The organism is Tateyamaria sp. 7Alg 36 (genome assembly GCF_059882455.1).
This window is the reverse complement of the sequence record NZ_CM187613.1, coordinates 1,802,441-1,825,634: the sequence shown is the minus strand read 5'-3', so window position 1 is coordinate 1,825,634 and position 23,194 is coordinate 1,802,441. Positions and strand designations below refer to the sequence as shown.

Annotated in this window: 22 protein-coding genes; 17 read left to right on the top strand and 5 right to left on the bottom strand. The window is 63.1% G+C overall.

Going from position 1 to position 23,194, the window contains the following annotated elements; translation table 11 throughout:
* The first annotated feature begins 5 nt into the window (after nt 1-5).
* The 6 genes from AC6GQJ_RS08995 to AC6GQJ_RS08970 all read left to right on the top strand — a co-directional run bounded on the left by AC6GQJ_RS08995 (nt 6) and on the right by AC6GQJ_RS08970 (nt 7,314).
* On the top strand, nt 6-1,751 hold the full coding sequence (locus tag AC6GQJ_RS08995) for a heparinase II/III family protein (RefSeq protein ID WP_500767543.1): 1,746 nt from the start codon (nt 6-8) through the stop codon (nt 1,749-1,751).
* Between the two features lie 16 nt (nt 1,752-1,767).
* Entirely contained in the window at nt 1,768-3,351 is a 1,584-nt protein-coding gene (purH, locus tag AC6GQJ_RS08990) for a bifunctional phosphoribosylaminoimidazolecarboxamide formyltransferase/IMP cyclohydrolase (RefSeq protein ID WP_500767542.1), read from the top strand.
* A gap of 7 nt (nt 3,352-3,358) precedes the next feature.
* Complete coding sequence (gene lspA / locus AC6GQJ_RS08985; protein ID WP_500767541.1) at nt 3,359-3,880, top strand: signal peptidase II; 522 nt, start codon at nt 3,359-3,361, stop codon at nt 3,878-3,880.
* Nucleotides 3,881-3,931: 51 nt separating this feature from the next.
* Complete coding sequence (locus AC6GQJ_RS08980) at nt 3,932-4,444, top strand: DUF3035 domain-containing protein (RefSeq protein WP_500767540.1); 513 nt, start codon at nt 3,932-3,934, stop codon at nt 4,442-4,444.
* A 201-nt stretch (nt 4,445-4,645) separates the two neighbouring features.
* Nucleotides 4,646-5,998, top strand: coding sequence for a M16 family metallopeptidase (locus tag AC6GQJ_RS08975; protein ID WP_500767539.1), 1,353 nt, complete (start codon nt 4,646-4,648; stop codon nt 5,996-5,998).
* The gene (locus AC6GQJ_RS08970; protein WP_500767538.1) at nt 5,995-7,314 is read left to right on the top strand and encodes a M16 family metallopeptidase; all 1,320 of its coding nucleotides are present in this window, start codon (nt 5,995-5,997) and stop codon (nt 7,312-7,314) included. Before AC6GQJ_RS08975 ends, AC6GQJ_RS08970 begins: the two co-directional genes overlap by 4 nt.
* Before the next feature lie 78 nt (nt 7,315-7,392).
* Here the strand turns inward: AC6GQJ_RS08970 and AC6GQJ_RS08965 are convergent, their stop codons facing one another.
* Both AC6GQJ_RS08965 and deoC read right to left on the bottom strand, forming a co-directional pair.
* Nucleotides 7,393-9,735 (bottom strand): aldehyde dehydrogenase family protein, encoded by a 2,343-nt coding sequence (locus tag AC6GQJ_RS08965; RefSeq protein WP_500767537.1) that lies wholly within the window; start codon nt 9,733-9,735, stop codon nt 7,393-7,395.
* A 61-nt stretch (nt 9,736-9,796) separates the two neighbouring features.
* Nucleotides 9,797-10,798 carry a deoxyribose-phosphate aldolase gene (gene deoC, locus AC6GQJ_RS08960; protein ID WP_500767536.1) on the bottom strand — a complete coding sequence of 334 codons (1,002 nt, stop codon included), beginning with the start codon at nt 10,796-10,798 and terminating at the stop codon, nt 9,797-9,799.
* A gap of 172 nt (nt 10,799-10,970) precedes the next feature.
* Here deoC and AC6GQJ_RS08955 point away from each other — a divergent pair, with 172 nt between their 5' ends.
* From AC6GQJ_RS08955 to AC6GQJ_RS08925, 7 genes are read left to right on the top strand one after another with little or no spacing between them, the layout of a single operon-like run.
* Nucleotides 10,971-12,470: a DUF4153 domain-containing protein gene (locus AC6GQJ_RS08955; protein ID WP_500767535.1), complete on the top strand. Its 1,500-nt coding sequence runs from the start codon at nt 10,971-10,973 to the stop codon at nt 12,468-12,470.
* Nucleotides 12,467-13,171, top strand: a complete 705-nt coding sequence (locus AC6GQJ_RS08950) for a response regulator transcription factor (protein ID WP_500767534.1) — start codon at nt 12,467-12,469, stop codon at nt 13,169-13,171. The genes AC6GQJ_RS08955 and AC6GQJ_RS08950 overlap by 4 nt, the downstream gene beginning before the upstream one ends.
* A complete protein-coding gene (locus AC6GQJ_RS08945) occupies nt 13,156-14,112 on the top strand; it encodes a sensor histidine kinase (protein WP_500767533.1) in 957 nt (318 codons plus the stop codon). The genes AC6GQJ_RS08950 and AC6GQJ_RS08945 overlap by 16 nt, the downstream gene beginning before the upstream one ends.
* A 60-nt stretch (nt 14,113-14,172) precedes the next feature.
* Nucleotides 14,173-15,168 (top strand): metal ABC transporter solute-binding protein, Zn/Mn family, encoded by a 996-nt coding sequence (locus AC6GQJ_RS08940; RefSeq protein ID WP_500767532.1) that lies wholly within the window; start codon nt 14,173-14,175, stop codon nt 15,166-15,168.
* Nucleotides 15,165-15,965, top strand: a complete 801-nt coding sequence (locus AC6GQJ_RS08935) for a metal ABC transporter ATP-binding protein (RefSeq protein WP_500767531.1) — start codon at nt 15,165-15,167, stop codon at nt 15,963-15,965. The genes AC6GQJ_RS08940 and AC6GQJ_RS08935 overlap by 4 nt, the downstream gene beginning before the upstream one ends.
* 3 nt (nt 15,966-15,968) lie before the next feature.
* On the top strand, nt 15,969-17,171 hold the full coding sequence (locus tag AC6GQJ_RS08930; protein WP_500767530.1) for a metal ABC transporter permease: 1,203 nt from the start codon (nt 15,969-15,971) through the stop codon (nt 17,169-17,171).
* Nucleotides 17,168-18,082, top strand: a complete 915-nt coding sequence (locus AC6GQJ_RS08925; protein WP_500767529.1) for a metal ABC transporter permease — start codon at nt 17,168-17,170, stop codon at nt 18,080-18,082. The genes AC6GQJ_RS08930 and AC6GQJ_RS08925 overlap by 4 nt, the downstream gene beginning before the upstream one ends.
* 34 nt (nt 18,083-18,116) lie before the next feature.
* On the opposite strand, the gene map is transcribed toward AC6GQJ_RS08925, so the two are convergent.
* Together map and sfsA are read right to left on the bottom strand one after the other, a co-directional pair.
* Nucleotides 18,117-18,929 carry a type I methionyl aminopeptidase gene (map, locus tag AC6GQJ_RS08920; protein WP_500767528.1) on the bottom strand — a complete coding sequence of 271 codons (813 nt, stop codon included), beginning with the start codon at nt 18,927-18,929 and terminating at the stop codon, nt 18,117-18,119.
* Between the two features lie 66 nt (nt 18,930-18,995).
* Complete coding sequence (sfsA, locus tag AC6GQJ_RS08915) at nt 18,996-19,700, bottom strand: DNA/RNA nuclease SfsA (RefSeq protein ID WP_500767527.1); 705 nt, start codon at nt 19,698-19,700, stop codon at nt 18,996-18,998.
* A 48-nt stretch (nt 19,701-19,748) separates the two neighbouring features.
* Here sfsA and AC6GQJ_RS08910 point away from each other — a divergent pair, with 48 nt between their 5' ends.
* The 4 genes from AC6GQJ_RS08910 to AC6GQJ_RS08895 are packed head-to-tail and all read left to right on the top strand — an operon-like array spanning nt 19,749 to nt 22,715.
* Nucleotides 19,749-20,471: a competence/damage-inducible protein A gene (locus AC6GQJ_RS08910; protein WP_500767526.1), complete on the top strand. Its 723-nt coding sequence runs from the start codon at nt 19,749-19,751 to the stop codon at nt 20,469-20,471.
* On the top strand, nt 20,468-21,199 hold the full coding sequence (locus AC6GQJ_RS08905) for a GNAT family N-acetyltransferase (protein WP_500767525.1): 732 nt from the start codon (nt 20,468-20,470) through the stop codon (nt 21,197-21,199). Before AC6GQJ_RS08910 ends, AC6GQJ_RS08905 begins: the two co-directional genes overlap by 4 nt.
* A complete protein-coding gene (locus AC6GQJ_RS08900; RefSeq protein ID WP_500767524.1) occupies nt 21,196-21,768 on the top strand; it encodes a peroxidase-related enzyme in 573 nt (190 codons plus the stop codon). The genes AC6GQJ_RS08905 and AC6GQJ_RS08900 overlap by 4 nt, the downstream gene beginning before the upstream one ends.
* Before the next feature lie 5 nt (nt 21,769-21,773).
* Nucleotides 21,774-22,715: an OmpA family protein gene (locus tag AC6GQJ_RS08895; protein ID WP_500767523.1), complete on the top strand. Its 942-nt coding sequence runs from the start codon at nt 21,774-21,776 to the stop codon at nt 22,713-22,715.
* A gap of 12 nt (nt 22,716-22,727) precedes the next feature.
* On the opposite strand, the gene AC6GQJ_RS08890 is transcribed toward AC6GQJ_RS08895, so the two are convergent.
* Nucleotides 22,728-23,141 (bottom strand): rhodanese-like domain-containing protein, encoded by a 414-nt coding sequence (locus AC6GQJ_RS08890; RefSeq protein ID WP_500767522.1) that lies wholly within the window; start codon nt 23,139-23,141, stop codon nt 22,728-22,730.
* Between the last annotated feature and the right edge of the window lie 53 nt (nt 23,142-23,194).

Genomic DNA, 23,194 nt, shown 5'->3' with positions numbered 1-23,194 from the left:
GGACCATGATCAGCCCAACAGGGTTTACCGCACGCAAGGACCGGTTTCTGAACCGTTGGCATGCTGCACGCATGACCCGTGTGCGGGCCGCGACGGCCTTTGTCTCTGCCCCCGAACCCCGCACCATCGGCAGTTTTGCACGCGGCAGGCAGTTGGTGGCGGGCAATTACCTTTTCGCTGGCGCTCTGATCGAGGCACCGGGCACCGACCTCTGGGATCTGGACGCGCCTGACTGCGCCTATATCGACGCAATCCACGGCTTTGCATGGCTCGACGATCTGGCGGCGGTTGGCGATTCCTCGACCCGCGAATTGGGGCAGCGGTGGCTGTGGGGCTGGATTGACCGATTTGGCAAAGGGCGCGGGCCGGGGTGGACGCCGGATCTGACGGGGCGTCGCCTGATCCGCTGGATCAATCACGCCTTGTTCCTGTTACGCGGGCTCGAGGGTGACAAGGCCGATGCGTTCTATCTCTCGCTGGCGCAGCAAACCATGTTCCTGTCCAAACGCTGGCACGCCGCCGCACCCGGATTGCCGCGGTTCGAGGCGCTGACCGGCCTGATCTATGCGGGCCTGTCGCTGGAGGGGATGGAACACCTTGCCCCGCCCGCCATTGCCGCGCTGTCACGTGAGTGCAGTGACAAGATCGACGACCAAGGCGGGCTGCCCACCCGTAACCCCGAAGAATTGCTTGAGGTGTTTACCCTGCTGACTTGGGCCGCTGGCGCGCTGAGCGAGGCGGACCGCGAGGTGCCGGACGCCCATACCGCCGCCATTGAACGGATCGCGCCGACGCTGCGCACCTTGCGCCATTCTGATGGCGGGCTGGCGCGGTTTCACGGTGGTGGGCGCGGGCAGGAAGGCTGGCTTGATACCGCGCTGGCCGCCTCTGGCGTGCGCACGCGCCAGTCAGATGGTCTGTCGATGGGCTATGCACGGCTGAGCGCGGGACGCACCAGCGTTGTGATTGATGCCGCCGTGCCACCCGCACCTGCGGCCAGCCATAACGCCCATGCCTCCACACTTGCCTTCGAGGTCACATCGGGGCGTAGGCCTTTGGTGGTGAATTGCGGCTCGGGGCAGAGTTTCGGAACGGACTGGCGGCGCGCAGGCCGTGCGACACCGTCCCATTCCGCACTGACGCTGGACGGCTATTCCAGCGCACGGCTGGGGGATGCGGATCGCGCTGTGGCCAGCGAGGTGCTGATCGACGCCCCCGATCATGTCCCTGTCGAGGTTAGTCAGGCCCCTGATGGCATGCGGTTTCAGGGCGGGCACAACGGCTATGTGCGCACCCACGGTCTGACCCATGCACGCCAGATCGAGCTGACCTTTGACGGGCGCGGCATGGCGGGCGAGGATATGCTGCTGGCGCTTGAGGATCACGAAAAGCGCCTGTTCGACCGGATCATGGATGCCAAACAGCTTGGCGGCATCCCTTTCGACATCCGATTCCATCTGCATCCCGAGGTGGACGCGGAACTTGATATGGGCGGCTCTGCCGTATCAATGGCGCTGAAAAGCGGCGAAATCTGGGTGTTCCGCCATGATGGAACGCAGGAATTGCGTCTGGAACCAAGTGTTTACCTTGAAAAAGGCCGCCTGAAACCGCGCGCCAGCCAGCAAATTGTGTTGTCCGGACGCACCATGGGATACGCCTTACGCGTGCGCTGGTCCTTGTCCAAGGCGCAGGAAACTGCGATGGGCATCCGCGACCTCAACCGCGATGAACCTGCCGAGACCTACGACTAAAAGGACTGCTGCCAACATGACCGATCTGACCCCCGTGCGCCGCGCGCTGATTTCTGTTTCCGACAAGACGGGCCTAGTGGCCTTTGCCACGGCCCTTGCAGGGCAGGGCGTCGAACTCCTCAGCACCGGAGGCACCGCGCGCACCCTGCGCGAGGCGGGCCTGACAGTGCGCGATGTGGCGGATGTGACCGGTTTCCCCGAGATGATGGACGGGCGCGTCAAGACGCTGCACCCCGTGGTGCATGGTGGCCTTCTGGCGCTGCGCGACAATGACGATCACGTCGCCTCGATGCAGGAACACAGCATTGGCGCCATCGATCTGGTGGTCGTGAACCTGTACCCGTTCGAAGAAACCGTGGCCAAGGGCGCGCCCTATGGCGAGGTGATCGAGAATATCGACATCGGTGGCCCTGCGATGATCCGTTCTGCGGCCAAGAACCACGGCTTTGTGACCGTTGTGGTCGACGTGCAGGATTACGAACCCGTGCTGGCCGAACTGTCCGAAAACGGTGGCAAGACCAGCTATGCCCTGCGCCAGCGACTGGCCCAAACGGCCTATGCCCGCACGGCGGCCTATGACACGGCTGTCAGCACTTGGATGGCGGGCGAAGTGCCCGAAACGCCGCGCCGCCGCAGCTTTGCAGGCGGGCTGGCCCAGACGCTGCGCTATGGCGAGAACCCGCATCAGGCGGCGGCCTTCTATACCGATGGCACCAACCGTCCGGGCGTGGCGACCGCGACCCAGCATCAGGGCAAGGAACTGAGCTATAACAACATCAACGACACCGATGCGGCGTTTGAACTGGTCAGCGAATTTGCAGGCAAAGGTCCGGCCTGTGCGATCATCAAACACGCCAACCCCTGCGGCGTTGCCACGGGGGCCACACTGAAAGAGGCCTATGACCGCGCCTTTGATTGCGACCGCACCAGCGCCTTTGGCGGCATCATCGCCCTGAACCAAGTGCTGGACGGCGAAACAGCGCAAGCGATCAGCGGGATCTTTACAGAAGTCGTGATCGCGCCCGGTGCAGACGCCGACGCCATCAGTATTTTTAGCCAAAAGAAGAACCTGCGCCTTCTGACAACCGACGGCCTTGCCGATCCAACGGCCGCATCGACGGCGTTCAAGCAAGTCTCGGGCGGGTTTCTGGTGCAGGACAAGGACGTTGGCCGGATCAGCATGGATGATCTGAAAGTCGTGACGAAGCGCCAGCCGACCGAACAGGAAATGGCCGATATGCTGTTTGCATGGACCGTTGCGAAACACGTGAAGTCCAATGCCATCATCTACGTTAAGGACGGCGCGACCGTTGGCGTGGGCGCTGGCCAGATGAGCCGCGTGGACAGCACGCGCATCGCTGCGCGCAAGGCTCAGGACATGGCCGAAGTGATGGGCCTGCCTGAACCGCTGACCCAAGGGTCGGTTGTGGCATCCGACGCGTTCTTCCCCTTTGCCGACGGTCTGCTGACCGCTGCCGAGGCGGGCGCGACGGCCCTGATCCAACCCGGCGGGTCGATGCGCGATGAAGAGGTTATTGCCGCTGCGGACGAGGCCGGACTAGCCATGGTCTTTACCGGCATGCGCCACTTCCGGCATTAAGGTCGCCATGAAACTTATCGGAATCAGCGCTCTCCTTGCCTTTGGATTGGACCAGTTATCGAAATATCTGGTCATCCATGTGCTCGGCGTGTCGCAGTTCAAGCCCGTCGATGTCCTGCCGCCCCTGTTGAATTTCCGCTACGGCGAAAATCGCGGCATCAACTTCGGCCTGCTGGGCGACGGCACCAGTGTCTGGGTGCTGATCGGAATTGCGGTGGTGATCTGTCTGGGCGTGTTGTGGTGGATGACCCGCAACGCCCAGCCACCCCTTGCACGGATCAGCGCGGGCCTGTTGATCGGTGGGGCGCTGGCCAATGTGCTGGACCGGCTGCTGTACGGCTATGTTCTGGATTTCCTGAACATGTCCTGCTGCGGGATCAACAACCCGTTCGTGTTCAATGTCGCCGATATTTTCATCTTTGCCGGGGCCATCGGCCTTGTCTTTTTCGCGCAAGACGGGACAGCGCGTACAAAAGCGGTCGCGCCCAAGCGGGCGGGCCGGAAAACATCGTCGAAAAAGGGTGGGTGACAAGCACCGCCAAGCTGCGATAATGCGGATCAAGTTGAGGAGAGTTCATTCATGCGTTTGATCGCCTGTGCCCTGATTGCAGTGACTGCCCTTGCCGCGTGCGAGAACAAAGGCCTGCGCCAAATGCAATCGCGTGGCGAAGGGCCCGATGAATTCCTGATCGTTCCTGCCAAACCGCTTGAGCAACCCGAATCGTTCGCGGCCCTGCCCGAACCGACGCCGGGCGGGTCGAACCGTACCGACCAGCGCCCGCTTGAGGAAAGTGTGGCACGCCTTGGTGGACGGCGCGGATCGCCCACAGCCGCCGTGCCAGGCAGCGATGCGGCCTTGGTCAACCATACAAGCCGCTATGGCCGCGATGCCAACATCCGCGCCACACTGGCGGCTGCAGATGCACAGTTCCGTAAGCGTCAGGCCCGCCTGACCCAGATCCGCATCATTCAGGAAGACACCTATTCCAAGGCCTATCGCCGCGAGGCGCTGAAGCCGGCGCAGGTGGCCGAGCAATACCGCCGCGCGGGCATTCCGACGCCGACGGCCCCACCGTCAGGTCGCCGCCGCTAAGCGGTTCGGCTCACAGTCTTCTGTTGCGTAGCGCCTAGGTCTGCCGGTGTTTTGTGTCGGCATATCCCGATACGGGCGGATCACTTGTGCACATGGGTGCGCGCGGGTGTACCTGCCGCTCACAAACGCGCCATGATGGCTTGAAGACAGGTGCGAACATCGTATCTGTTCACCACGAAACGTTTTCAGACAGGATGTGCCATGACCCGTTTGCGCGCTACGATCGCTGCCTTCGCCCTTGCCGCTGCCCCCGCCATCGCAAATGCTGACGAAGCGGCGGTTTCGACTTTCGAACTGGATAACGGCATGCAGGTGGTCGTGGTCGAGGATCATCGCGCCCCTGTGGTGCAACACATGGTGTGGTACCGCGCCGGATCGGCGGATGAACCTGTCGGATCATCTGGTGTTGCGCACTTCTTGGAACACCTGCTGTTCAAGGCGACGGATACGCTTGAGGATGGCGAGTTGTCTGCCACCGTTGCGGCCAATGGTGGGCGTGACAACGCGTTCACCAGCTATGACTACACCGCCTATTTCCAACGCGTCGCTGCCGACCGTCTGGAGCTTATGATGAAGATGGAAGCGGACCGGATGCGCAACATCCGGTTTACGGATGAAAACGTCGCGACCGAGCGCAATGTGATCATTGAGGAACGCAACCAGCGCACCGAAAACAACCCCCGCGCGCTGTTCTCTGAACAGGTGAGCGCGGCGCAATACCTCAACCACCGCTATGGCGTGCCGATCATCGGCTGGATGCACGAGATGGAGAGTTTGGACAAAGCCGACGCCTTGGGCTTTTACAACACCTACTACTATCCCAATAACGCGATCCTTGTTGTGTCCGGCGATGTGGACCCCGACGAGGTCAAGCGCCTTGCGGACACTTACTATGGCGTGATCCCCGCCAATCCCGATCTGCCCGAACGCCTCCGCTCCGAAGAGCCGCCGCAAACTGCCGAGCGGCGCGTGGTGTTCCGCGACCCGCGTGTGGCGCAAGAATATGTGAGCCGGTCCTACCTTGCCCCTGAACGTGATCCGGGTGACCAGAAGGCCGCCGCTGCGCTGACCCTGTTGGCCGAAGTGCTGGGCGGCGGGCAGACCAGCTACATGACAGAAAAGCTGCAATTCGAGGAACAGAAGGCCGTATTTTCCGGCGCGTTCTACCGCGGCACCAGCCTTGACGACACGACCTTTGACGTGGTGGTGGTGCCGGTGCCGGGGCTGAGCCTGCAAGAGGCCGAAGACGCGATGGACGCCGTACTGGCACAGTTCCTGATCGACGGGGTGGACGCCGAACAGCTTGAGCGGATCAAATACCAGATGCGCGCCAGCCAGATCTACGAACGCGACGATGTCGACGGTATTGCGCGCCGCTATGGCGCTGCGCTGTCCGTGGGGCTGAGCGTTGAGGATGTGCAGGCATGGCCGGATATCCTTCAGGCGGTGACCGCCGAGGATATCATGCAAGCCGCCCGCGACGTGTTGAACCGTGATGCATCGGTGACGGGCTGGCTGACCAAACCCGTTCAAGAACAGGAGATCAGCCAATGATCCGCTTTATGATGGCCTGCGTTTTGGCCTTTGCCGCCGCCTTGCCTGCCCGCGCCGAAGTGCAGATCGAAGAGGTGGTCAGCCCCGGTGGCATCACCGCGTGGCTGGTGCGCGAACCGTCGATCCCGTTCATGGCGCTGGAACTGCGCTTTCGCGGTGGCGCGTCGCTGGATGCGGACGGCAAGCGCGGGGCGATCAACCTGATGACTGGGCTACTTGAGGAAGGGGCGGGTGATCTGGATGCCCGTGCCTTTGCCCGCGCACAAGAAAGTCTTGCGGCGTCCTTCGGCTATGACGTGAGTGATGACAGCCTGTCGGTCTCGGCGCGGTTCCTGACCGAAAACCGCGCCGAAGCAGTAGAATTGCTGCGCAAGTCGATCATCGAGCCGACCTTCTCCGAAGTGGCGCTGGAGCGCGTGCGCGAGCAGGTACTGACAGGCCTACGTTCGGACGCGCAGGATCCCGACGAAATTGCGCGCAAGACCTTTGACGCGATGGCCTTTGGCGACCATCCTTATGGCACGCCCTACGAGGGGACGATCGAGTCCGTCACCGCGCTGAGCCGTGCGGATATGCTGGAAGCGCACAAGGCCGTTTTTGCTAAAGACCGCCTTTATGTAGGCGCTGTCGGGGACATCACGCCCGAAGAGTTGGGTCCGATGCTGGACACATTGCTGGGGGCATTGCCAGCAGAGGGCGCGCCAATGCCCGCCCGTGCCGAGGTGCTGATTGAAGGCGGCACAACGGTTGTGCCCTTTGATACGCCGCAATCCGTCGCCCTGTTCGGCCAGCGTGGCATTGCACAGGACGATCCCGATTTTTTTGCCGCAAACGTGCTGAACCAAGTGCTGGGCGCGGGCGGTTTTGAAAGCCGCCTGATGACCGAAGTGCGCGAGAAACGCGGCCTGACATACGGGGTCTATTCCTATCTCGTACCGCAGGACTATGCTGAGACGGTGCAAGGGCAGGTCGCCTCGGGCAATGACCGAATTGCCGAGGCAGTATCCGTTATCCGCGAGGAATGGGCGCGCGCTGCGAGCGAGGGCGTGACGCAGGAAGAACTGGACGCGGCCAAGACCTATATCACCGGTGCCTATCCGCTGCGCTTTGACGGTAACGGGCCGATTGCGCGCATCATGGTGGGCATGCAGATGCTGGGCCTGCCCATCGACTACATCGCTACCCGTAACGACAAAGTGGAAGCAGTGACGCGCGACGATGTGGCTCGCGTTGCCCGTGAGTTGCTGGACCCCGAGGGGCTGCATTTCGTCGTGGTTGGCCAGCCGGTCGGGTTGGAGACCAGCGTCGGCGAATGAGTGCTGCGCACACGCGATTTAAGGGTGAATGGGGGCGCTGCCCCCAAACCCCCGCAGTATTTTTAGCCAAAAGAGGCGTTATTCGCCGTAGGGCACCCAGACGGTTTTGACCTCGGTCGCGGCGGCGAGGAATTCGCGCCCCTGACCCTGTGGACCGAACCAGTCGCGGGCAGTCGCGTTGTTTACCCATGTGCGTTTAATATTGCCTGCGGCGTCTTCTTCGATCTGTTTGGACAGGTCGGAGCCCGAGAAGGACCAGACGGCGTCGACATTCATGTGTTTTGCCAGATGCGGTGCGACATCACTGTGGGGGCCGGTGAGGATGTTCACCACGCCCGCAGGCACGTCAGATGTGTCAAGGATCTGGTAGAAGTCGGTGGCGGCCAACGGGAAGGGTTCGGAGGCCGCAAGGATGATGCGGCTGCCCATGGCGATGGCGGGGGCCATAAGGGAAACGAGCCCCAGCAGCGGTGCCTCATCAGGGCAAAGCGCGCCGATGATCCCTGTGGGTTCGTTGATCGCCAGTGCGAGGCCGCGCAGGGGCACGCCCTTGGCCGCGCCGTCGTATTTGTCGGCCCATGCGGCATAGGTGAACAGCCGGTCGATCGCTGCTTCAACCTCTTTCTTGCCGTTGTTGCCGCCTTGCAGGTCGTTCAGCCGAGTGGCGAACTCATCGGCGCGGGCGGACAGGTTTTCGGCGATGTAATAAAGGATCTGTGCGCGCAGGTGGCCAGTCGTCTTGGCCCAGCCTTTGGCCGCTTGGGCGGCTTCGACCGCGTTGCGCACGTCCTTGCGTCCTGCGAGGCTGATCTGGCCCAGCATGGCGCCGTTCTTGCCGAAGACATTGCCGGAATAGCCGCCATCGGGGCGCGCCTGTTTGCCGCCGATATAGAGTTTGGCGGTACGGTCCAGCGGTGCGACTCCCTCGGATTTGCCGGAGAAGGGCGCGATGGGTTTAAGAGTCTTCGAAGTGGTTTTGGGCTTGGTATAGGCCATGAGCCCTTCCCACCCGCCTTCGCGGCCAAAGCCGCTTTCACGGACGCCGCCAAAGCCTGCGGCCGCGTCAAAGAGGTTGGTGGCGTTCACCCAGACAACGCCTGCGGAGAGTTTCGGCGCGATGTCGAGGGCGAGGTTGACGTTCTCGCTCCAGACAGTGGCGGCGAGGCCGTAGCGGGTGTTATTGGCCAGTTCGACCGCTTCGGCAGGGGTGCGGAAAGTGGTCGAGACAAGGACGGGGCCGAAGATTTCCTCTTGCATCAGGGTGTCGGCGGTATTGAGGCCCGTGATCAGGGTCGGGGGATAGAAACTGCCCGTCGCGGGGAGGGTCAATTGCGGCTGGTAGGTTTCGCCAGCGCTGTTGCCCGCCACCAGTTTCGTGATCGTGTCGAGCTGGATCGGGTCCACGATGGCCCCGACATCGACGGATTTGTCGAGCGGGTCACCAATGCGCAGTTTGTCCATGCGCGCACGCAGTTTGGCATAGAACGTTTCGGCCACGGATTCCTGCACCAGCAGACGCGAACCTGCGCAGCAGACCTGTCCCTGATTGAACCAGATCGCGTCGACGAGCCCTTCGACAGCGCTATCGAGATCGGCATCGTCGAACACGATGTAGGGGGATTTGCCGCCCAGTTCCAAGGTCAGGGATTTGCCCGTGCCGGCGGTCGCCTGACGGATACGCCGCCCCACGGCGGTCGACCCGGTGAAGGCGATCTTGTCCACGTCTGCGTTCACTATCATTTCGCCCACGGCGCCGTCGCCGGTAACGATGTTCACCACGCCTTTGGGTACGCCCGCCTGACGGCAGATGTCGGCAAAAAGCAGCGCCGTCAGCGACGTGTATTCGGCGGGTTTCAACACCACGGTATTGCCCATGGCGAGGGCGGGCGCGATCTTCCACGCGAGCATCAGAAGCGGGAAGTTCCACGGCACGATCTGGCCGCACACGCCAAGCGCTGTGCGGTCGGGCAGTTCGGCCTCCATCAGTTGGGCCATGCCCGCGTGATAGTAGAAGTGACGCTGTGCAAGCGGGATGTCGATGTCGCGGGATTCGCGGATCGGCTTGCCGTTATCCAGCGTTTCCAGCACGGCAAAGAGGCGGCTGTGCTTTTGCAGCAGGCGGGCAATGGCATAAAGCACGCGGGCCCGCGCATGGCCGCCGGACTTGGCCCATTTGGGTTGCGCGGCGCGGGCGGCTTTTACCGCGGCGTCGATGTCGCCTTGCGTCGCTTGGCTGAGCGTAGCGAGGGTTTCACCCGTGGCCGGATTGCGTGAGGTGAAATCGTCTGTGGGGGCCGTGAATGCCCCGTCGATGAAGTGCCCGAACTTTGCCCCCTGATCAACGATCCACGCCAGCGCGTCCCCTGCGCCTTCGGGGGCAGTGCCATAATCCATGGTCTGAAAGATGTCTTTGACGGTCATTTGCGTGGCTCTCTTTTTAACCAGTGCTTTTGGCGGATCGGCAGGTGGTCCATGGGTCGGTTTACCCGATGGCGTGGCGGTATCCGGCGGAATAGGCGCCGGTCAGATGGTGTTCGAGTTGGCGTTCGATATCGCCCAGCAGGGACGACGCGCCAAAGCGGAACAGGTCGGGTTGCAACCAGCGGTCGCCGAGTTCTTCCTTAATCAGCGACAGATAGACCAGAGCGTCCTTGGCCTTGGAAATGCCGCCAGCGGGTTTGTAGCCCACGCGATAGCCGGTCGCGTCGTAGTAGTCGCGAATGGCGCGGATCATCACTAGGCTGACCGGCAGCGTTGCGTTCACGCTTTCCTTGCCGGTGGATGTCTTAATGAAATCCGCCCCCGCCATCATGCAAACCAGCGAGGCGCGGGCGACGTTGCGCAGCGTGCCCAGTTCGCCGGTGGCGAGGATCGCCTTGATATGGGCCTGCCCGCAGGCCAGCCGCATCTGGGCCATCTCGTCATAAAGGGCGCGCCAGTTGCCTTCCAGCACGTGGCGGCGCGAGATCACGATGTCGATTTCCTCGGCCCCTGCGGCGACGCTTTCGGTGATTTCCTGAAGGCGCAGATGGAAAGGCGACAGGCCCGCCGGAAATCCGGTGGATACGGCGGCAACCGGAATGCCGGTGCCCTGCAGCGCGGCCACGGCAGGCGGGATCATTTCGTGATAGACACAGACCGCACCGGTGGTCAGCCCCTGCATGTCCAAGGCCTCCAAGATCTCGGCGCGGACGGGTTGGCGGGCCTTGGCGCACAGGCGTGCCACGCGGCGTGCAGTATCGTCGCCCGACAGGGTTGTCAGGTCGATCATGCTGATCGCCTTGAGCAGCCAAGCCGCCTGATGGTCCTTCTTGATCGACCGGCGTGCAGGCAGGGTCGCGCAGCGCCGTTCGATGGCCGAGGTGTTGGCCTGCACCCGCCGCACCCAGCCCATATCAAGGGCTATACCGGGATTGCGCGGTTCGGTCACTTGCGGCAGTTGCGTCGCGCTACGGTGCGGAATGTGTGTTTGCGTCTCGGACATCACGGGATCCTTTCGGACAAAAGCTTGTACCCGACGTGGCACGGGTGGGCCAATTTGGCAAGCCGTGCCGCTGCGCTCTGTTCTGCACATTTCCTGCACAAACAGGCCCGCCGCGTCTGCACAAACCGCTGCGATGCTGCCCCATAGGCAAAGAACCGAAGGGACAGAAACGATGACACAACAGGTACTAAGCGGCGTGCCGCTGTCGATGCAACAGGACGGATGGTGGTTGGACCAGCCGCCCGCAGGCGCCGCGCGCCGAGACCAGAACCGCCGCCGTCGGGACGGGGTAAAGGCGGGGCTACTGGTTGCGCTGATCGCAGCGGGGGATGTGCTGGTCTGGCAGGCGGCACCAACGCTCAGCCTCGCGGTGTTCTTCTTTCTGGTCGTGTTAGCGGGGTTGGCCGTGGCGTGGCCGCGCCTGTCCCCGCGGAACCGCATCGGCATCGCCTCGGGTGGCGTTCTGTGCGTTTTGCCCTTGGTAGAGTCTGTTCAGCCTCTGTCGATCCTGATCGCGCTTGGCGGTTTGGCGGTGAGCTGTGCCGCGCTGGCGGGGTTGCGGCACGGTGATTTGTTGCGCGGGGCGGGCCGGATGTTCTGGGTCGCGCCTGCGCAAACGGTCGGGGATGCGGCGCGTGGTTTGGGTCGGATTGGCGATCTGAAATCCGGCAAGCTGGATACACGCGCGCTGTTTGTGGGCTGGGCCTTGCCGCTTGGGGCGACGCTGGTCTTTGTGCTGTTGCTGGGCAGTGCGAACCCCGTGCTGAACAGGGCGCTGGAGGGATTGGCAACATGGCAGCCGGAATTGCCGAACATGTGGCGTCTGTGGTTCTGGTGCGTGCTGGCCCTGCTGATCTGGCCCGCGCTGGTTGCCCGCCGCATGGCCGAACGTTTGCGCGCCCGTCCCGTTGCGCGCCAGACGGTGCGGCAGGCCGGTGTGGTCAACGCAAGCTCGGTCGCGCGGTCGCTGGTTCTGTTCAACGCCCTTTTCGCGGTGCAGACGGTGATGGATATCCTGTTCCTCTATGGCAATGCAGGCCTGCCCGAGGGGATCAGCCCCGCCGCCTATGCCCATCGCGGGGCCTATCCGCTGCTCATTACGGCGCTGCTGGCGGGGCTGTTTGCGGTGCTGGCACGTCCGCATCTGGCGGGGCGGCCTGTGATGCGCTGGCTGATGATGATCTGGCTGGCGCAGACACTCGCACTGGTGGTCGCTTCGCTGTGGCGGCTTGAGGCGTATGTCGATGTCTATGGCCTGACGCGCCTGCGCCTTGCCGCTTATGTGTGGATGGGGTTGGTGGCCAGCGGTCTGGTCATCGTCGCATGGCAAATCTGGCGCGACCGTCCTGCGGCATGGATGATGTTGCGCTGCGGGGCGCTTGGGGCGGTGACGCTATATGTCTGCGCCTTTGTCAATTTTGACGGGATTGTCGCCCGCCACAACCTGACGCAACCCGTGGTGCCGCACGCGCGCACCATCTGCGAACTGGGCGAAGGCGCGCTGCCCGCAATGCACCGCCATCTGGATGTCGCACCGTACATCTATTGCGGCCACCTGTTCTATGGCCCGCCCGAACTGTTCCAGCCAACGGACTGGCGCGAATGGGGCTTTCGGAACTGGCGTCTGCGCCGTAGCCTTGCGGCCATGACACCAAAGGCAACGACACCATGACCCAGACAAGCGTGCTGATTGTCGATGACGACCCGCATATCCGCTCCGTCCTGCGCATCGCCCTGCAAGGGGCGGGCCATGCGGTGACCGAGGCTGGCGATGGGGCCGAAGGGTTGGCTAAGGGGCGGTCGGGGAGGTTCGACCTGATCGTGCTGGATATCGGACTGCCGGAAATGGACGGGCTGGCCGTGTGCCGCACCTTACGGATACATGTGCAGACGCCGGTGCTGTTCCTGACTGCGCGACAGGACGAGATCGACAGAGTGCTGGGATTCGAATTGGGCGGCGACGACTATGTGACAAAACCGTTCTCGCCACGCGAGCTGGTGGCGCGCATCGGGGCGATCCTGAAACGCGCACGCACTGCGCCGGCAGGCGTGGCGGATGGTTCAACCGCACTGGTGCGCGGCATCCTCAGCGTCGATGTTGACGCCCACCTGTGCCGCGTGAACGGCACTGCGCTGACCCTCACCGCCCGCGAGATGGAGATTTTGGCCCACCTTATGTCCTACCCGGACCGCATTTCGGCACGGCCCGCACTCACGGATGCGCTCTATGGGGCGCATGCGGGGGTGAGTGACCGGACAGTGGACAGCCACCTGCGCAACCTGCGTGCCAAACTGGCACAGGCAGGCTGCGCTGACGCGATTGAAACGGTGCACGGCATCGGGATCCGGATGGGCCCATGCGCGGGCCGGTAAAGCGCATCGCGCAAAAATGGCGCCCGCCGCTGGGCTTAGTCATCGGTGGCACATTGGCTGCCGTGCTGGCGCTGCCACTGTTCGGCATCGTCTACCTGCGTCTGTTTGGCAACGTGTTGGGGTGGGGCGAGGCCGCGTGGCTGGTCGGCATAATGGCGGTAGTGGCGACCTGCGTTCTCGGCTTTCTGCTGTGGCGCCTCGTGCTGCGGCCGGTCTACGCGCTGACCGCTTATGCCCGCGCGATGAAGACGGGGCAGGACGTGCCGATGCCCGCCCATTTCGGCACGCCCGAACTGGGGGCCTTGGGGGCCAGCGTCATGGCGATGGGCCAAAGTCTGAACAGCCGTGCGGAGGGGATGAAAGCCTATGCCGATCATGTGGCGCATGAACTGACCTCGCCGCTGACGGCCATTCAGGGCGCGGCGGAACTGTTGCAGGCCGGTGCGCAGGGCGAAGATGCGCGCGAGTTGAGCGCGACGATCCATGACGCCAGTTCACGGATGCAGGCGCTGCTGGACCACCTGAGCCACCATGCCCGCGCCGCCACCAGCGCAGGCATAGGGCAATGTACGCTGTCAGAGGTCGCCGAACGCATCGACGCGGGTATCGAGATCGTGGTGGTCGCGGATGGCACCATCGCATTGGTCTCGGACGATCTGCTTACGATCCTGACCCAACTGGCCCGCAATGCAGCCGAACACGGTGCCAGCCGGATGCGCCTGACCTGCACGCAGGGATCACTGAGGATCAGCGATAACGGGCCGGGGATCAGCGCGGGAAACCGCAGCCGCGTCTTTGATCCGTTCTTTACCACCCGCAGGGATACGGGCGGCACGGGCATGGGGCTCAGCATCGTGCGCAGTCTTGTCCAAGCACGTGGCGGGCAGATCACCCTCGAAGACACCGGCGAAGGTGCCACATTTTTGATCAGTTTCGACTAAAGGCCCCCAGATTAAGCGCCTTTGTTGCGAATCATTCTCAACTTCATTGACTTCTTGCGAATGACTCTCATATTCAACTTCATGAACACAGTTACCAAACCCATGCTGATGTCGCGCCGCGCGGTTCTTGCGGGTTTTGCCGCACTGGCCGCCACACCTGCGCTGGCCACGCCCAAGCTGAACATCGTCGCTACCACCGGCATGATTGCCGATCTTGCCCGCGTGATCGGCGGGGATGCCGTTTCGGTCAAGGCGCTGATGGGGGCGGGCGTCGACCCGCATGCCTACCGCCAGACCCGCAGTGACATCGTGGCCATGACCCGCGCCGATGCGGTGCTGTGGCATGGCTTGTATCTTGAGGCGCAGATGGAAGGGTTCTTTGCCGACCTGTCCCGCAAGCGGCCCGTACATGCCATTGCCGAAACACTGGACCCCGCCGATCTGCTGGCTCATGCCGATTACGATGGGCGCTTTGATCCGCATGTATGGATGGACCCTGCGCTGTGGGCGAAATGTGTGCCTGCGGTGGTTTCTGCCCTGTCCAACCTCGCACCCGACTCTCGCGCCACGTTCGAAAGCAACGCGGCAGAGTTTGTCGCGCAGGCCGAGGATTTGACACGCTATGCGCAGGACACGCTGGCGCAGGTGCCACCAGAGCGGCGCGTGCTGCTGACCGCGCATGACGCCTTCGGCTATTTCGGGCGCGCCTACGGGTTCGAGGTGCTGGGTATCCAAGGTATCTCGACCGAAAGCGAAGCAGGGCTGAACCGCATCAGCGCCCTTGTCGATACATTGGTCGCGCGCGACCTTCCTGCTGTGTTTGTGGAAACCTCGGTCTCTGACCGGAATATCCGCGCCCTGATCGAAGGGGCTGCGGCACAAGGGCACGCGGTCACCGTTGGCGGCGCGCTGTTTTCCGACGCGATGGGTCCGGATGGCACTTATGAAGGCACATGGTTGGGTATGATCGACCATAACGTCACAACAATCGCGCGCGCGCTCGGTGCCGATGTGCCTGCGACGGGGCGTCTTGGAAATCTGAAAGGGTCCTCATGACTGTTTCACTGGTGACAGAGCATAACGAAAAGGCCGAAGCCGCCCGCCAAGCCAGCCCGCTGGCCGTGCGCGGCCTGACCGTGTCATATGGCCAGACGCCCGCAATCTTTTCGGTCGATATGACGGTGCGCGCAGGTGCGATGACCGCCATCGTCGGCCCGAACGGTGCGGGCAAGTCGACGCTGCTAAAGGCCGCGTTGCAGGTGGTGAAGCCGCTTGCGGGAACGGTCAGCGTCTTTGGACGCCCACTGGCGCAGATGCGCGACCGCATCGCCTATGTGCCGCAGCGCGCAAGTGTGGATTGGGATTTCCCGACCCGCGTGATCGATGTGGTGCTGATGGGGCTTTACCGCCAGTTGGGCCTGTTGGGCCGTGTGCGTGCGCGCCACCGTGCGCAGGCGATGGATGCGCTTGACCGCGTCGGAATGCGCGACTTTGCCAGCCGCCAGATCGGACAGCTTTCGGGTGGGCAGCAACAGCGCGTTTTCCTAGCGCGTGCCTTGGCGCAGGATGCGGAAATCTATGTGCTTGACGAACCATTCGCGGGCGTTGATGCCGCCACGGAAAAGGCGATCATCGCCGTGTTGCAGGAATTGCGCGATGCGGGACGCACCGTGTTGGCCGTGCACCACGACCTTGCCACCGTGCCGGACTATTTTGATGATGTGGTACTGTTGAACACCCAAGTTATCGCGGCTGGCCCCGTGGCCGACACCTTTACCGAAGACAACCTGCAAGCGGCCTATGGCGGGCGGCTGACCACGGCGCGCGTCGATCCAGAAAGCGTTGCGGGCTAGGCCATGCTTGCCGATGCATTGCTCTTGCAGCTGGGCTATAATGCGACGCTGGTGACGCTGGGTGCCGCCCTGTTGGGGATCGCGTCGGGCGTGGCGGGCACCTTTCTTTTCTTGCGAAAACGTGCGCTGGTCAGCGATGCAATCAGCCACGCTACCCTTCCGGGTGTCGGGCTGGCCTTTATCCTGATGGTGGCCCTTGGCGGGGACGGGCGATGGTTGCCGGGCCTGTTGCTGGGCGCGGCCCTTTCAGCGGCAGTCGGTCTACTTTGCGTCCAATGGCTCAGCGCGCGCACGCGGCTGGGCGAGGATGCTGCCATCGGCGCAATCCTGTCCGTTTTTTTCGGCTTTGGCGTTGTGATCCTGACGGTGATCCAGACGATGACCTCGGGCCAGCAGGCGGGGCTCGAGGGCTTCTTGCTCGGCTCCACCGCAGGGATGCTGCGCAGCGATGCACTGCTGTTGTCCGGTGCGGGTGCGGCAGTTCTCGCTCTCGTACTGATCCTGCGCCGCCCGCTTGAGCTTGCTGCCTTCGATCCGGGTTATACCGAGGCGACGGGGTGGAACCTTGCCCGTATTGATCTGGCGATGATGGGGATTGTGCTGGTTGTCACGGTGGTCGGCCTGAAAGTGGTCGGCCTGATCCTGATTGTGGCCCTGTTGATCGTGCCTGCTGTCACGGCGCGGTTCTGGACCGACCGCGCATCCCATGTGGTGATCGTGGCGGGCGTGCTGGGCGGCATTTCGGGCTATGTCGGCGCGGCGATTTCGGCCATTGCGCCCGCGCTGCCAACAGGGCCGATTGTGGTGCTGGTCGGCTTTGCTATGTTCTTGGCCTCTTTGCTGCTATCGCCGGAACGCGGGGTACTGGCGTCACTTCTGGTGCACTACCGCTATCAGCGTCGTGTGCACATGCGGCAGGGGCTACTGGCGTTGGCGCAGGGCCAGCCGATATTCGAGGCGCTGACGCACCGTCTGATGCACCGCGCGGGGCTGATCCGCCCCGATGGCGTCGCCACCCCCGAAGGGCAAGCCGCCGCTGCCAAGGCGCTGCTGGATGAAACCCGCTGGGCCATCGTGCGTTCGGATCAAAGCTTTGCCGCCGCAGCAACGCGCTATGACGGGCTGACCCCGATTGAAACCGTGCTGACCCGCGATCAACTCAGCGATGTGGATGGCCGCATCGCCGGTCCAAAGGTGGTGATGTGATGGGTGAGGAATTTGTCGCCCTGTCCCTGACGCCGATCCTGATCGGTGTTTGTGTGGCCGTGGCCTGCGCCTTGCCGGGAAACTTCCTGTTGCTGCGCCGTCAGGCCTTGATCGGGGACGCGATCAGTCATGTGGTCCTGCCCGGTATCGTCGTCGCCTTTTTGCTGACTGGTGTGGTGGCGACGGGGCCGATGTTGCTGGGCGCGGCAGGGGCGGCGGTGCTGGCCGTGATCGCGATCGAGGCGATCCGCCGTCTTGGGCGCATTGAATCCGGCGCGGCCATGGGGGTGGTGTTTACGGCAATGTTCGCGGGCGGTGTTCTGTTGTTGGAGCGCTCAGATACATCCAGCGTGCATCTGGATGTCGAACATGCGCTTTATGGCAATCTGGAAAGTCTGATCTGGCTGGACGCAACCGGCTGGGCCTCGCTGTTGGATCCTGCCGCCCTTACGGGTTTGCCGGTTGAACTGCCGCGGATGGCGCTGGCGCTGGTTGTGGTTGCGGTCTTCCTGTTTCTGTTCTGGCGACCACTGGCGTTGTCGACGTTTGACGAAGGGTTCGCACGCGGGCTGGGTTTGCGCACAGGGCCTTTGAGACTGTCGCTGGTGGTGGTGTCGGCCATCGCGGCGGTAGCGGCCTTTGATGCCGTCGGGTCGATCATCGTGATCGCCATGTTCATCTGCCCGCCGGCAGCGGCGCGGATGATGACCAACCGACTGGGTCATCAGGTCGCGTGGTCCGCAGGGTTCGCAAGCCTTGCCGCCGTGGTGGGATATGTGCTGGCCGGATACGGGCCGCTGTGGATCGGGGCGTCTGCCTCGGTCAGCGCGGCTGGCATGATCGCCACTGTGTCAGGCATCATCCTAGCCGTCACAGCCACGGTCGGCCCGCATCGCACACGCGGCAGCTAGACGCTGTACCGCATATGCGTGTCGGAATTGTGCCTTAGACGGATGTTGGGTGGAACCTGCCCGCCGGAGAGGGCGTAAAAATCTCGACCCCGTTTTCCGTCACACCGACCGAATGTTCGAACTGTGCGGACAAGGATTTGTCGCGGGTCACAGCCGTCCAGTCATCCGACAGGGTCTTTGTCTCGGCCCGACCAAGGTTGATCATCGGTTCGATGGTAAAGAACATGCCGGGTTCCAGCACCGCGCCGGTGCCGGGACGGCCATAGTGCAGCACATTGGGCGGCGCATGGAACACGCGGCCCAACCCGTGGCCACAGAAATCGCGGACAACGGACATGCGGTGGCTTTCGGCATAGACCTGAATGGCGTGGCCGATATCCCCGAACGTGTTGCCGGGTTTCACGGCCTCGATCCCCAGCATCAGCGCATCGTGCGTGACTTGGATCAGACGCTCTGCCTTGCGGGGCAGTTTGCCTGCCACATACATGCGGCTGGTGTCGCCATACCATCCGTCCACCACAACCGTGACGTCGATGTTCAGGATGTCGCCATCCTTAAGCACCTTGTCCCCTGGAATCCCGTGGCACACGACGTGGTTCACGCTGATGCAGCTGGCGTGCTGATAGCCTTTGTAGCCAATCGTTGCCGAAGTCGCGCCCGCCTGTTCCACCATCTCGGTGATCACGCGGTCGATCTCTCCAGTGGTCTGGCCTGGAAAGACCAGCGGGGACATGGCGTCGAGGATTTCAGCGGCCAGCTTGCCTGCGGCGCGCATTCCGGCAAAATCGGCTTGGTCGTAGATGCGGATGCCGTCCTTTGTCAGACGGCCGCGGGTTTCTTGGTTCAAGGTCGGCTCCATCGCGTAAAACTCGGTGTAAATATACTGCACTGCGGCGAAAAGAACCAGTGCGGGTCAAATGGTGATCGAAAGGGGGCCAGCAATGTCGATCCCTTCAGGGGTGATGTATGTCGAAAGACAGATGGTTTCCACCCCGGCGTCCCGTGCCGCCACATAGGCGGCGGCGTATGCTGGGTCAATGTCACTGGCCAGTGTGAAACGATCACAATCGGTCCGCTGCACAAGATACAGCATCACGGCGCGATGGCCTGCGCGCGCCATATCCGCCAGTTCGGCCAGATGTTTTGCGCCGCGTGCAGTGACCGAGTCGGGGAACTCCGCCAGCCCCGCCTCGCGGCACAGAGTTACCGATTTCACCTCGACATAGGCGTCGGGCAGATCGGTGCCTTGCAAGAGGAAATCGATGCGGCTGTTCTGCCCGTATTTCTGTTCGGGGCGCACGGTGTCGTAGCCTTCGAACCCCGCGATGCGCCCTGCCTCGAGCGCGGCTTTCAGCGCGCGGTTGGGCACCGATGTGTCAACGCCAGTGAAATGCCCCGTGTCATGTTCGACCAGCCGCCAGCCGAATTTCAGCTTTTTCTTGGGGTCGTCGTTGGGCTCCAGCCAGATCCGCATCCCTTCCTCCGCCAGCCCCATCATCGAACCGGGATTGGCGCAATGGGCGACGACCTCGCGCCCGTCCTCAAGGCGGCAATCGGCAAGAAACCGTTTATAGCGGCGGATCAGCGTGGCGGGTACAAGTTGGGTTTGAAAGCGCATGGGAGCGGCCCTATACGGTGATGAACCATATCTCAAGGAGGCCCGCCCATGCCCAATCCAACCGCCGCCATGCTGGTGATCGGGGATGAAATCCTGTCGGGGCGCACGCGCGATGCCAACATGTACCATCTTGCGGGCCAACTGACGGAGGCGGGCATCGACCTGAAAGAGGTGCGCGTGGTCAGTGACGACCGCGCCGCCATCATCGCCGCGGTACAGGCGCTGTCTGCGGCCCATGACACGGTGATTACCTCGGGCGGGATCGGGCCGACCCATGATGACATCACTGCCGATTGCATTGCCGCCGCTTTTGACGTGCCGATTGATGTGCGCGACGATGCGCGCGCGCTGCTGGCCGCGCATTACGCCAAGACGGGGGCCGAGCTGAACACCGCACGGCTGCGCATGGCGCGCATTCCCGAAGGAGCGACGCTGATCGACAATCCGGTTTCGGTCGCCCCCGGTTTCACGATCGCAAATGTGCATGTGATGGCCGGCGTGCCATCCGTGTTTCAGGCGATGGTGGCAACCGTGCTGCCCACGCTGACCGGTGGCGCGCCGCTGGCGTCGCGCACCTTGCGCATCGACCGTGGCGAAGGGGACATTGCAGGCCCGCTGGGTGAACTGGCCGCAGCCTATCCGGATCTGAGCATCGGTTCCTACCCCTTCCAGAAGGACGGGAAGTTCGGGGCCAACATCGTGATACGCGGCACGGACGCCGAGATGGTCGAGGCCGCGCTGGCCGTACTCGCTGCCGAGTTTCCCGCATGATCACCGATGCCGCATTGCACGCAACCATCAACGGTACATGGCCTTCAGCCAGCATCCGCGAATTAGGGCCATGGCACATCCGTGACGGGCGGGGCGGCGGCAAGCGGGTCAGCGCCGCGACCGCCCATGCCCCCGTCACCGATGCCGATATCCCCGATGCCGAAACCGCGATGCGCGCTCTTGGCCAGACCCCGCTGTTCATGGTGCGCGGCAGCGACAAGGCGCTGGATGATGCCCTTGCGCAGCGCGGCTATGCGGTTGTGGATCCGACAAACGGCTATGTCATCGCGACCTCTGCCCTTACTGATCAGCCGATCCCGCCGGTGACTACTTTCGCGATCTGGGAACCCTTGGCCATCATGGCCGAGATCTGGGAAAAAGGCGGCGTTGGTCCCGCGCGGCTAGAAGTCATGGCGCGAGCCAAGCACAAGACGGCGATCCTTGCGCGGTGGAACGAGAAGCCTGCAGGCACTGGGTTTGTGGCGATTCATGACGGCATCGCCATGGTCCACGCGGTCGAGGTGTTGGCCGAACAGCGCAGGCAGGGCGTGGGCCAGTGGATCATGCGCGCCGCTGCCTTCTGGGCGCAGGAAAACGGGGCCGAAACGGTCTCGCTGTTGACCACTGTTGCGAATACGGGGGCCAACCGGCTGTACCAACGGTTGGGGTTCACCCCTGTTGGCGGCTATCATTACCGGATCAGCACCGCAGAGAAGGACATATCATGACCGACAGCCCGACAGCTCTTGATCTGCCGATGGTCGATCCCTTGCCCGCGCAGACGCAGAAATATTTCGATGTCTGTCAGGACAAACTGGGGATGGTGCCGAATGTGCTAAAGGCTCATGCCTTCGACATCGACAAGCTGAATGCGTTCACGGCCCTCTATAATGATCTGATGCTGTCCGACAGCGGGCTGAGCAAACTGGAGCGCGAGATGGTCGCCGTGGTGGTGAGCGCCACGAACCGTTGCTTTTATTGTCTGACCGCCCATGGCGCGGCGGTGCGGGAACTCTCGGGTGATCCGATCTTGGGCGAGGCGCTGGTGATGAACTGGCGGGTGGCCGAAGTGACTCCGCGCCAGCGCGCGATGCTGGTCTTTGCGGAAAAGGTAACGCTCGCCTCGGCCCAGATCGAGGAAAGCGACCGTGCCGCCTTGCGCGATCACGGGCTGACCGACCGCGACATATGGGATCTGATCAACGTTGCGGCGTTCTTTAACATGTCCAACCGCGTGGCGAGTGCGACGGCAATGCGGCCCAACCCTGAATATCACGCGCAGGCGCGTGAGGGATGACAGGGTTGGCCCGCAGTCTTGCGGCGTGGCTGTTGTGCCTCGTGGCGCTGCCCGCGAGCGCGCTGGACCTTGCGCTGCCGTCCAACGCACGGGTGACGGCCACCCGTAACAGCGCGCTTGAGCAGGAAAGTTTTGCCGTTGGCCCCTATGCCAATGACATCCTGCCGGTACGCACGCTCGAAGGGCCGGTGACGCGGCGGGCCTATCGCATTCCGTCCTCGGGCCTGACCCCGTTGCAAATCCTCGCCCCATTGCGCGCCCAGCTTGAGGCGGCGGATTTCACGCTGCTGCTGGATTGCGACGAAACCAGTTGCGGCGGTTTCGATTTCCGCTTTGGGATCGACGTGCTGCCCGCGCCGAACATGTACGTCAACATCAGGGCCTACCATTTTGTCAGCGCGGTACAGCCCAGCAGCGGGGCGGCGATCACTTTGCTTGCCAGTACGGCGGCGGGGGCGGGATATTTGCAGGTGGTGCAGATCGGCACATCCGACACGCCATCAACCGACATCCAAAGCGTCGCCACCCCCTATATCGACACCGGCGGTCCGGACGGGGACGTCGTGCCACCGGTCGTTTCTGCCCTGCTCGACAAAGGGTTTGTTGTGTTGCGCAGTCTGGATTTCGAGGTCGGGGCAACCAGCCTTGGACAGGCCGAGAAACCGGATCTGGCGGCGATTGCCGACCTGCTGAACGCCCGCCCCGGTCTGCGCGTGGCTGTGGTGGGGCATACGGATACGGCGGGCGGGCTTGATGCGAACATCAACGTATCGCGGGCGCGCGCGCAGTCGGTGCGCGATGCGCTGATTGATCTTTACGGCGCCCCTGCCGACCGGATCGACGCGCGCGGCATGGGCTATCTTTCCCCCGTGGCCAACAATCTGACCCCAGATGGGCGCGAGGCGAACCGGCGGGTCGAGGTGATCCTAGTGAGTGACGACGAATAGCGCGCCCTTGTCCTACTCAGTCGGTGTGACGAGGTCGAACCCTTCGTCGATCCAGCCGGTGACGCCGCCAATCATCTCTTTGACAGGATGGCCCAAGGTCGCCAGACGCACCGCCGCCTTGTTCGCGCCGTTGCAATGGGGTCCGGCGCAATAGACGACGAACAGGGTGCCTTCGGGCCAGCTTGCCATCTTGCGCTCGGTCATTTTGCCGACGGGCAGGTTGATTGCGGTTGGCACATGGCCGCGTTGGTACAGTGCCGGTGCGCGCACATCGAGCAGCACAAAATCTGTCGCACCGGCAGTCAGCGCCGCGTTGGTGTCCCAGCAGTCGGTTTCGAATGTGAGGCGCGCGCTGAAATGGGCAAGCGCGTCGGCGGAACTGGCGGCAGGCGTGGCGGCGACGGGGCTGGGGGCGGATTGGGTCATGTCGGTATGCTCCGGTTGGTGTGATGACGGTAACTTGGCAAATTCCGGCGCGT

What these genes read in the sequence shown, in the direction of transcription:
- AC6GQJ_RS08995 (WP_500767543.1), top strand. Translation starts at nt 6, where the DNA reads ATGATCAGCCCAACAGGGTTTACCGCACGCAAGGACCGGTTTCTGAAC.
- purH (WP_500767542.1), top strand. Translation starts at nt 1,768, where the DNA reads ATGACCGATCTGACCCCCGTGCGCCGCGCGCTGATTTCTGTTTCCGAC.
- lspA (WP_500767541.1), top strand. Translation starts at nt 3,359, where the DNA reads ATGAAACTTATCGGAATCAGCGCTCTCCTTGCCTTTGGATTGGACCAG.
- AC6GQJ_RS08980 (WP_500767540.1), top strand. Translation starts at nt 3,932, where the DNA reads ATGCGTTTGATCGCCTGTGCCCTGATTGCAGTGACTGCCCTTGCCGCG.
- AC6GQJ_RS08975 (WP_500767539.1), top strand. Translation starts at nt 4,646, where the DNA reads ATGACCCGTTTGCGCGCTACGATCGCTGCCTTCGCCCTTGCCGCTGCC.
- AC6GQJ_RS08970 (WP_500767538.1), top strand. Translation starts at nt 5,995, where the DNA reads ATGATCCGCTTTATGATGGCCTGCGTTTTGGCCTTTGCCGCCGCCTTG.
- AC6GQJ_RS08965 (WP_500767537.1), bottom strand. Translation starts at nt 9,735, where the DNA reads ATGACCGTCAAAGACATCTTTCAGACCATGGATTATGGCACTGCCCCC.
- deoC (WP_500767536.1), bottom strand. Translation starts at nt 10,798, where the DNA reads ATGTCCGAGACGCAAACACACATTCCGCACCGTAGCGCGACGCAACTG.
- AC6GQJ_RS08955 (WP_500767535.1), top strand. Translation starts at nt 10,971, where the DNA reads ATGACACAACAGGTACTAAGCGGCGTGCCGCTGTCGATGCAACAGGAC.
- AC6GQJ_RS08950 (WP_500767534.1), top strand. Translation starts at nt 12,467, where the DNA reads ATGACCCAGACAAGCGTGCTGATTGTCGATGACGACCCGCATATCCGC.
- AC6GQJ_RS08945 (WP_500767533.1), top strand. Translation starts at nt 13,156, where the DNA reads ATGCGCGGGCCGGTAAAGCGCATCGCGCAAAAATGGCGCCCGCCGCTG.
- AC6GQJ_RS08940 (WP_500767532.1), top strand. Translation starts at nt 14,173, where the DNA reads ATGACTCTCATATTCAACTTCATGAACACAGTTACCAAACCCATGCTG.
- AC6GQJ_RS08935 (WP_500767531.1), top strand. Translation starts at nt 15,165, where the DNA reads ATGACTGTTTCACTGGTGACAGAGCATAACGAAAAGGCCGAAGCCGCC.
- AC6GQJ_RS08930 (WP_500767530.1), top strand. Translation starts at nt 15,969, where the DNA reads ATGCTTGCCGATGCATTGCTCTTGCAGCTGGGCTATAATGCGACGCTG.
- sfsA (WP_500767527.1), bottom strand. Translation starts at nt 19,700, where the DNA reads ATGCGCTTTCAAACCCAACTTGTACCCGCCACGCTGATCCGCCGCTAT.
- AC6GQJ_RS08910 (WP_500767526.1), top strand. Translation starts at nt 19,749, where the DNA reads ATGCCCAATCCAACCGCCGCCATGCTGGTGATCGGGGATGAAATCCTG.
- AC6GQJ_RS08905 (WP_500767525.1), top strand. Translation starts at nt 20,468, where the DNA reads ATGATCACCGATGCCGCATTGCACGCAACCATCAACGGTACATGGCCT.
- AC6GQJ_RS08900 (WP_500767524.1), top strand. Translation starts at nt 21,196, where the DNA reads ATGACCGACAGCCCGACAGCTCTTGATCTGCCGATGGTCGATCCCTTG.
- AC6GQJ_RS08890 (WP_500767522.1), bottom strand. Translation starts at nt 23,141, where the DNA reads ATGACCCAATCCGCCCCCAGCCCCGTCGCCGCCACGCCTGCCGCCAGT.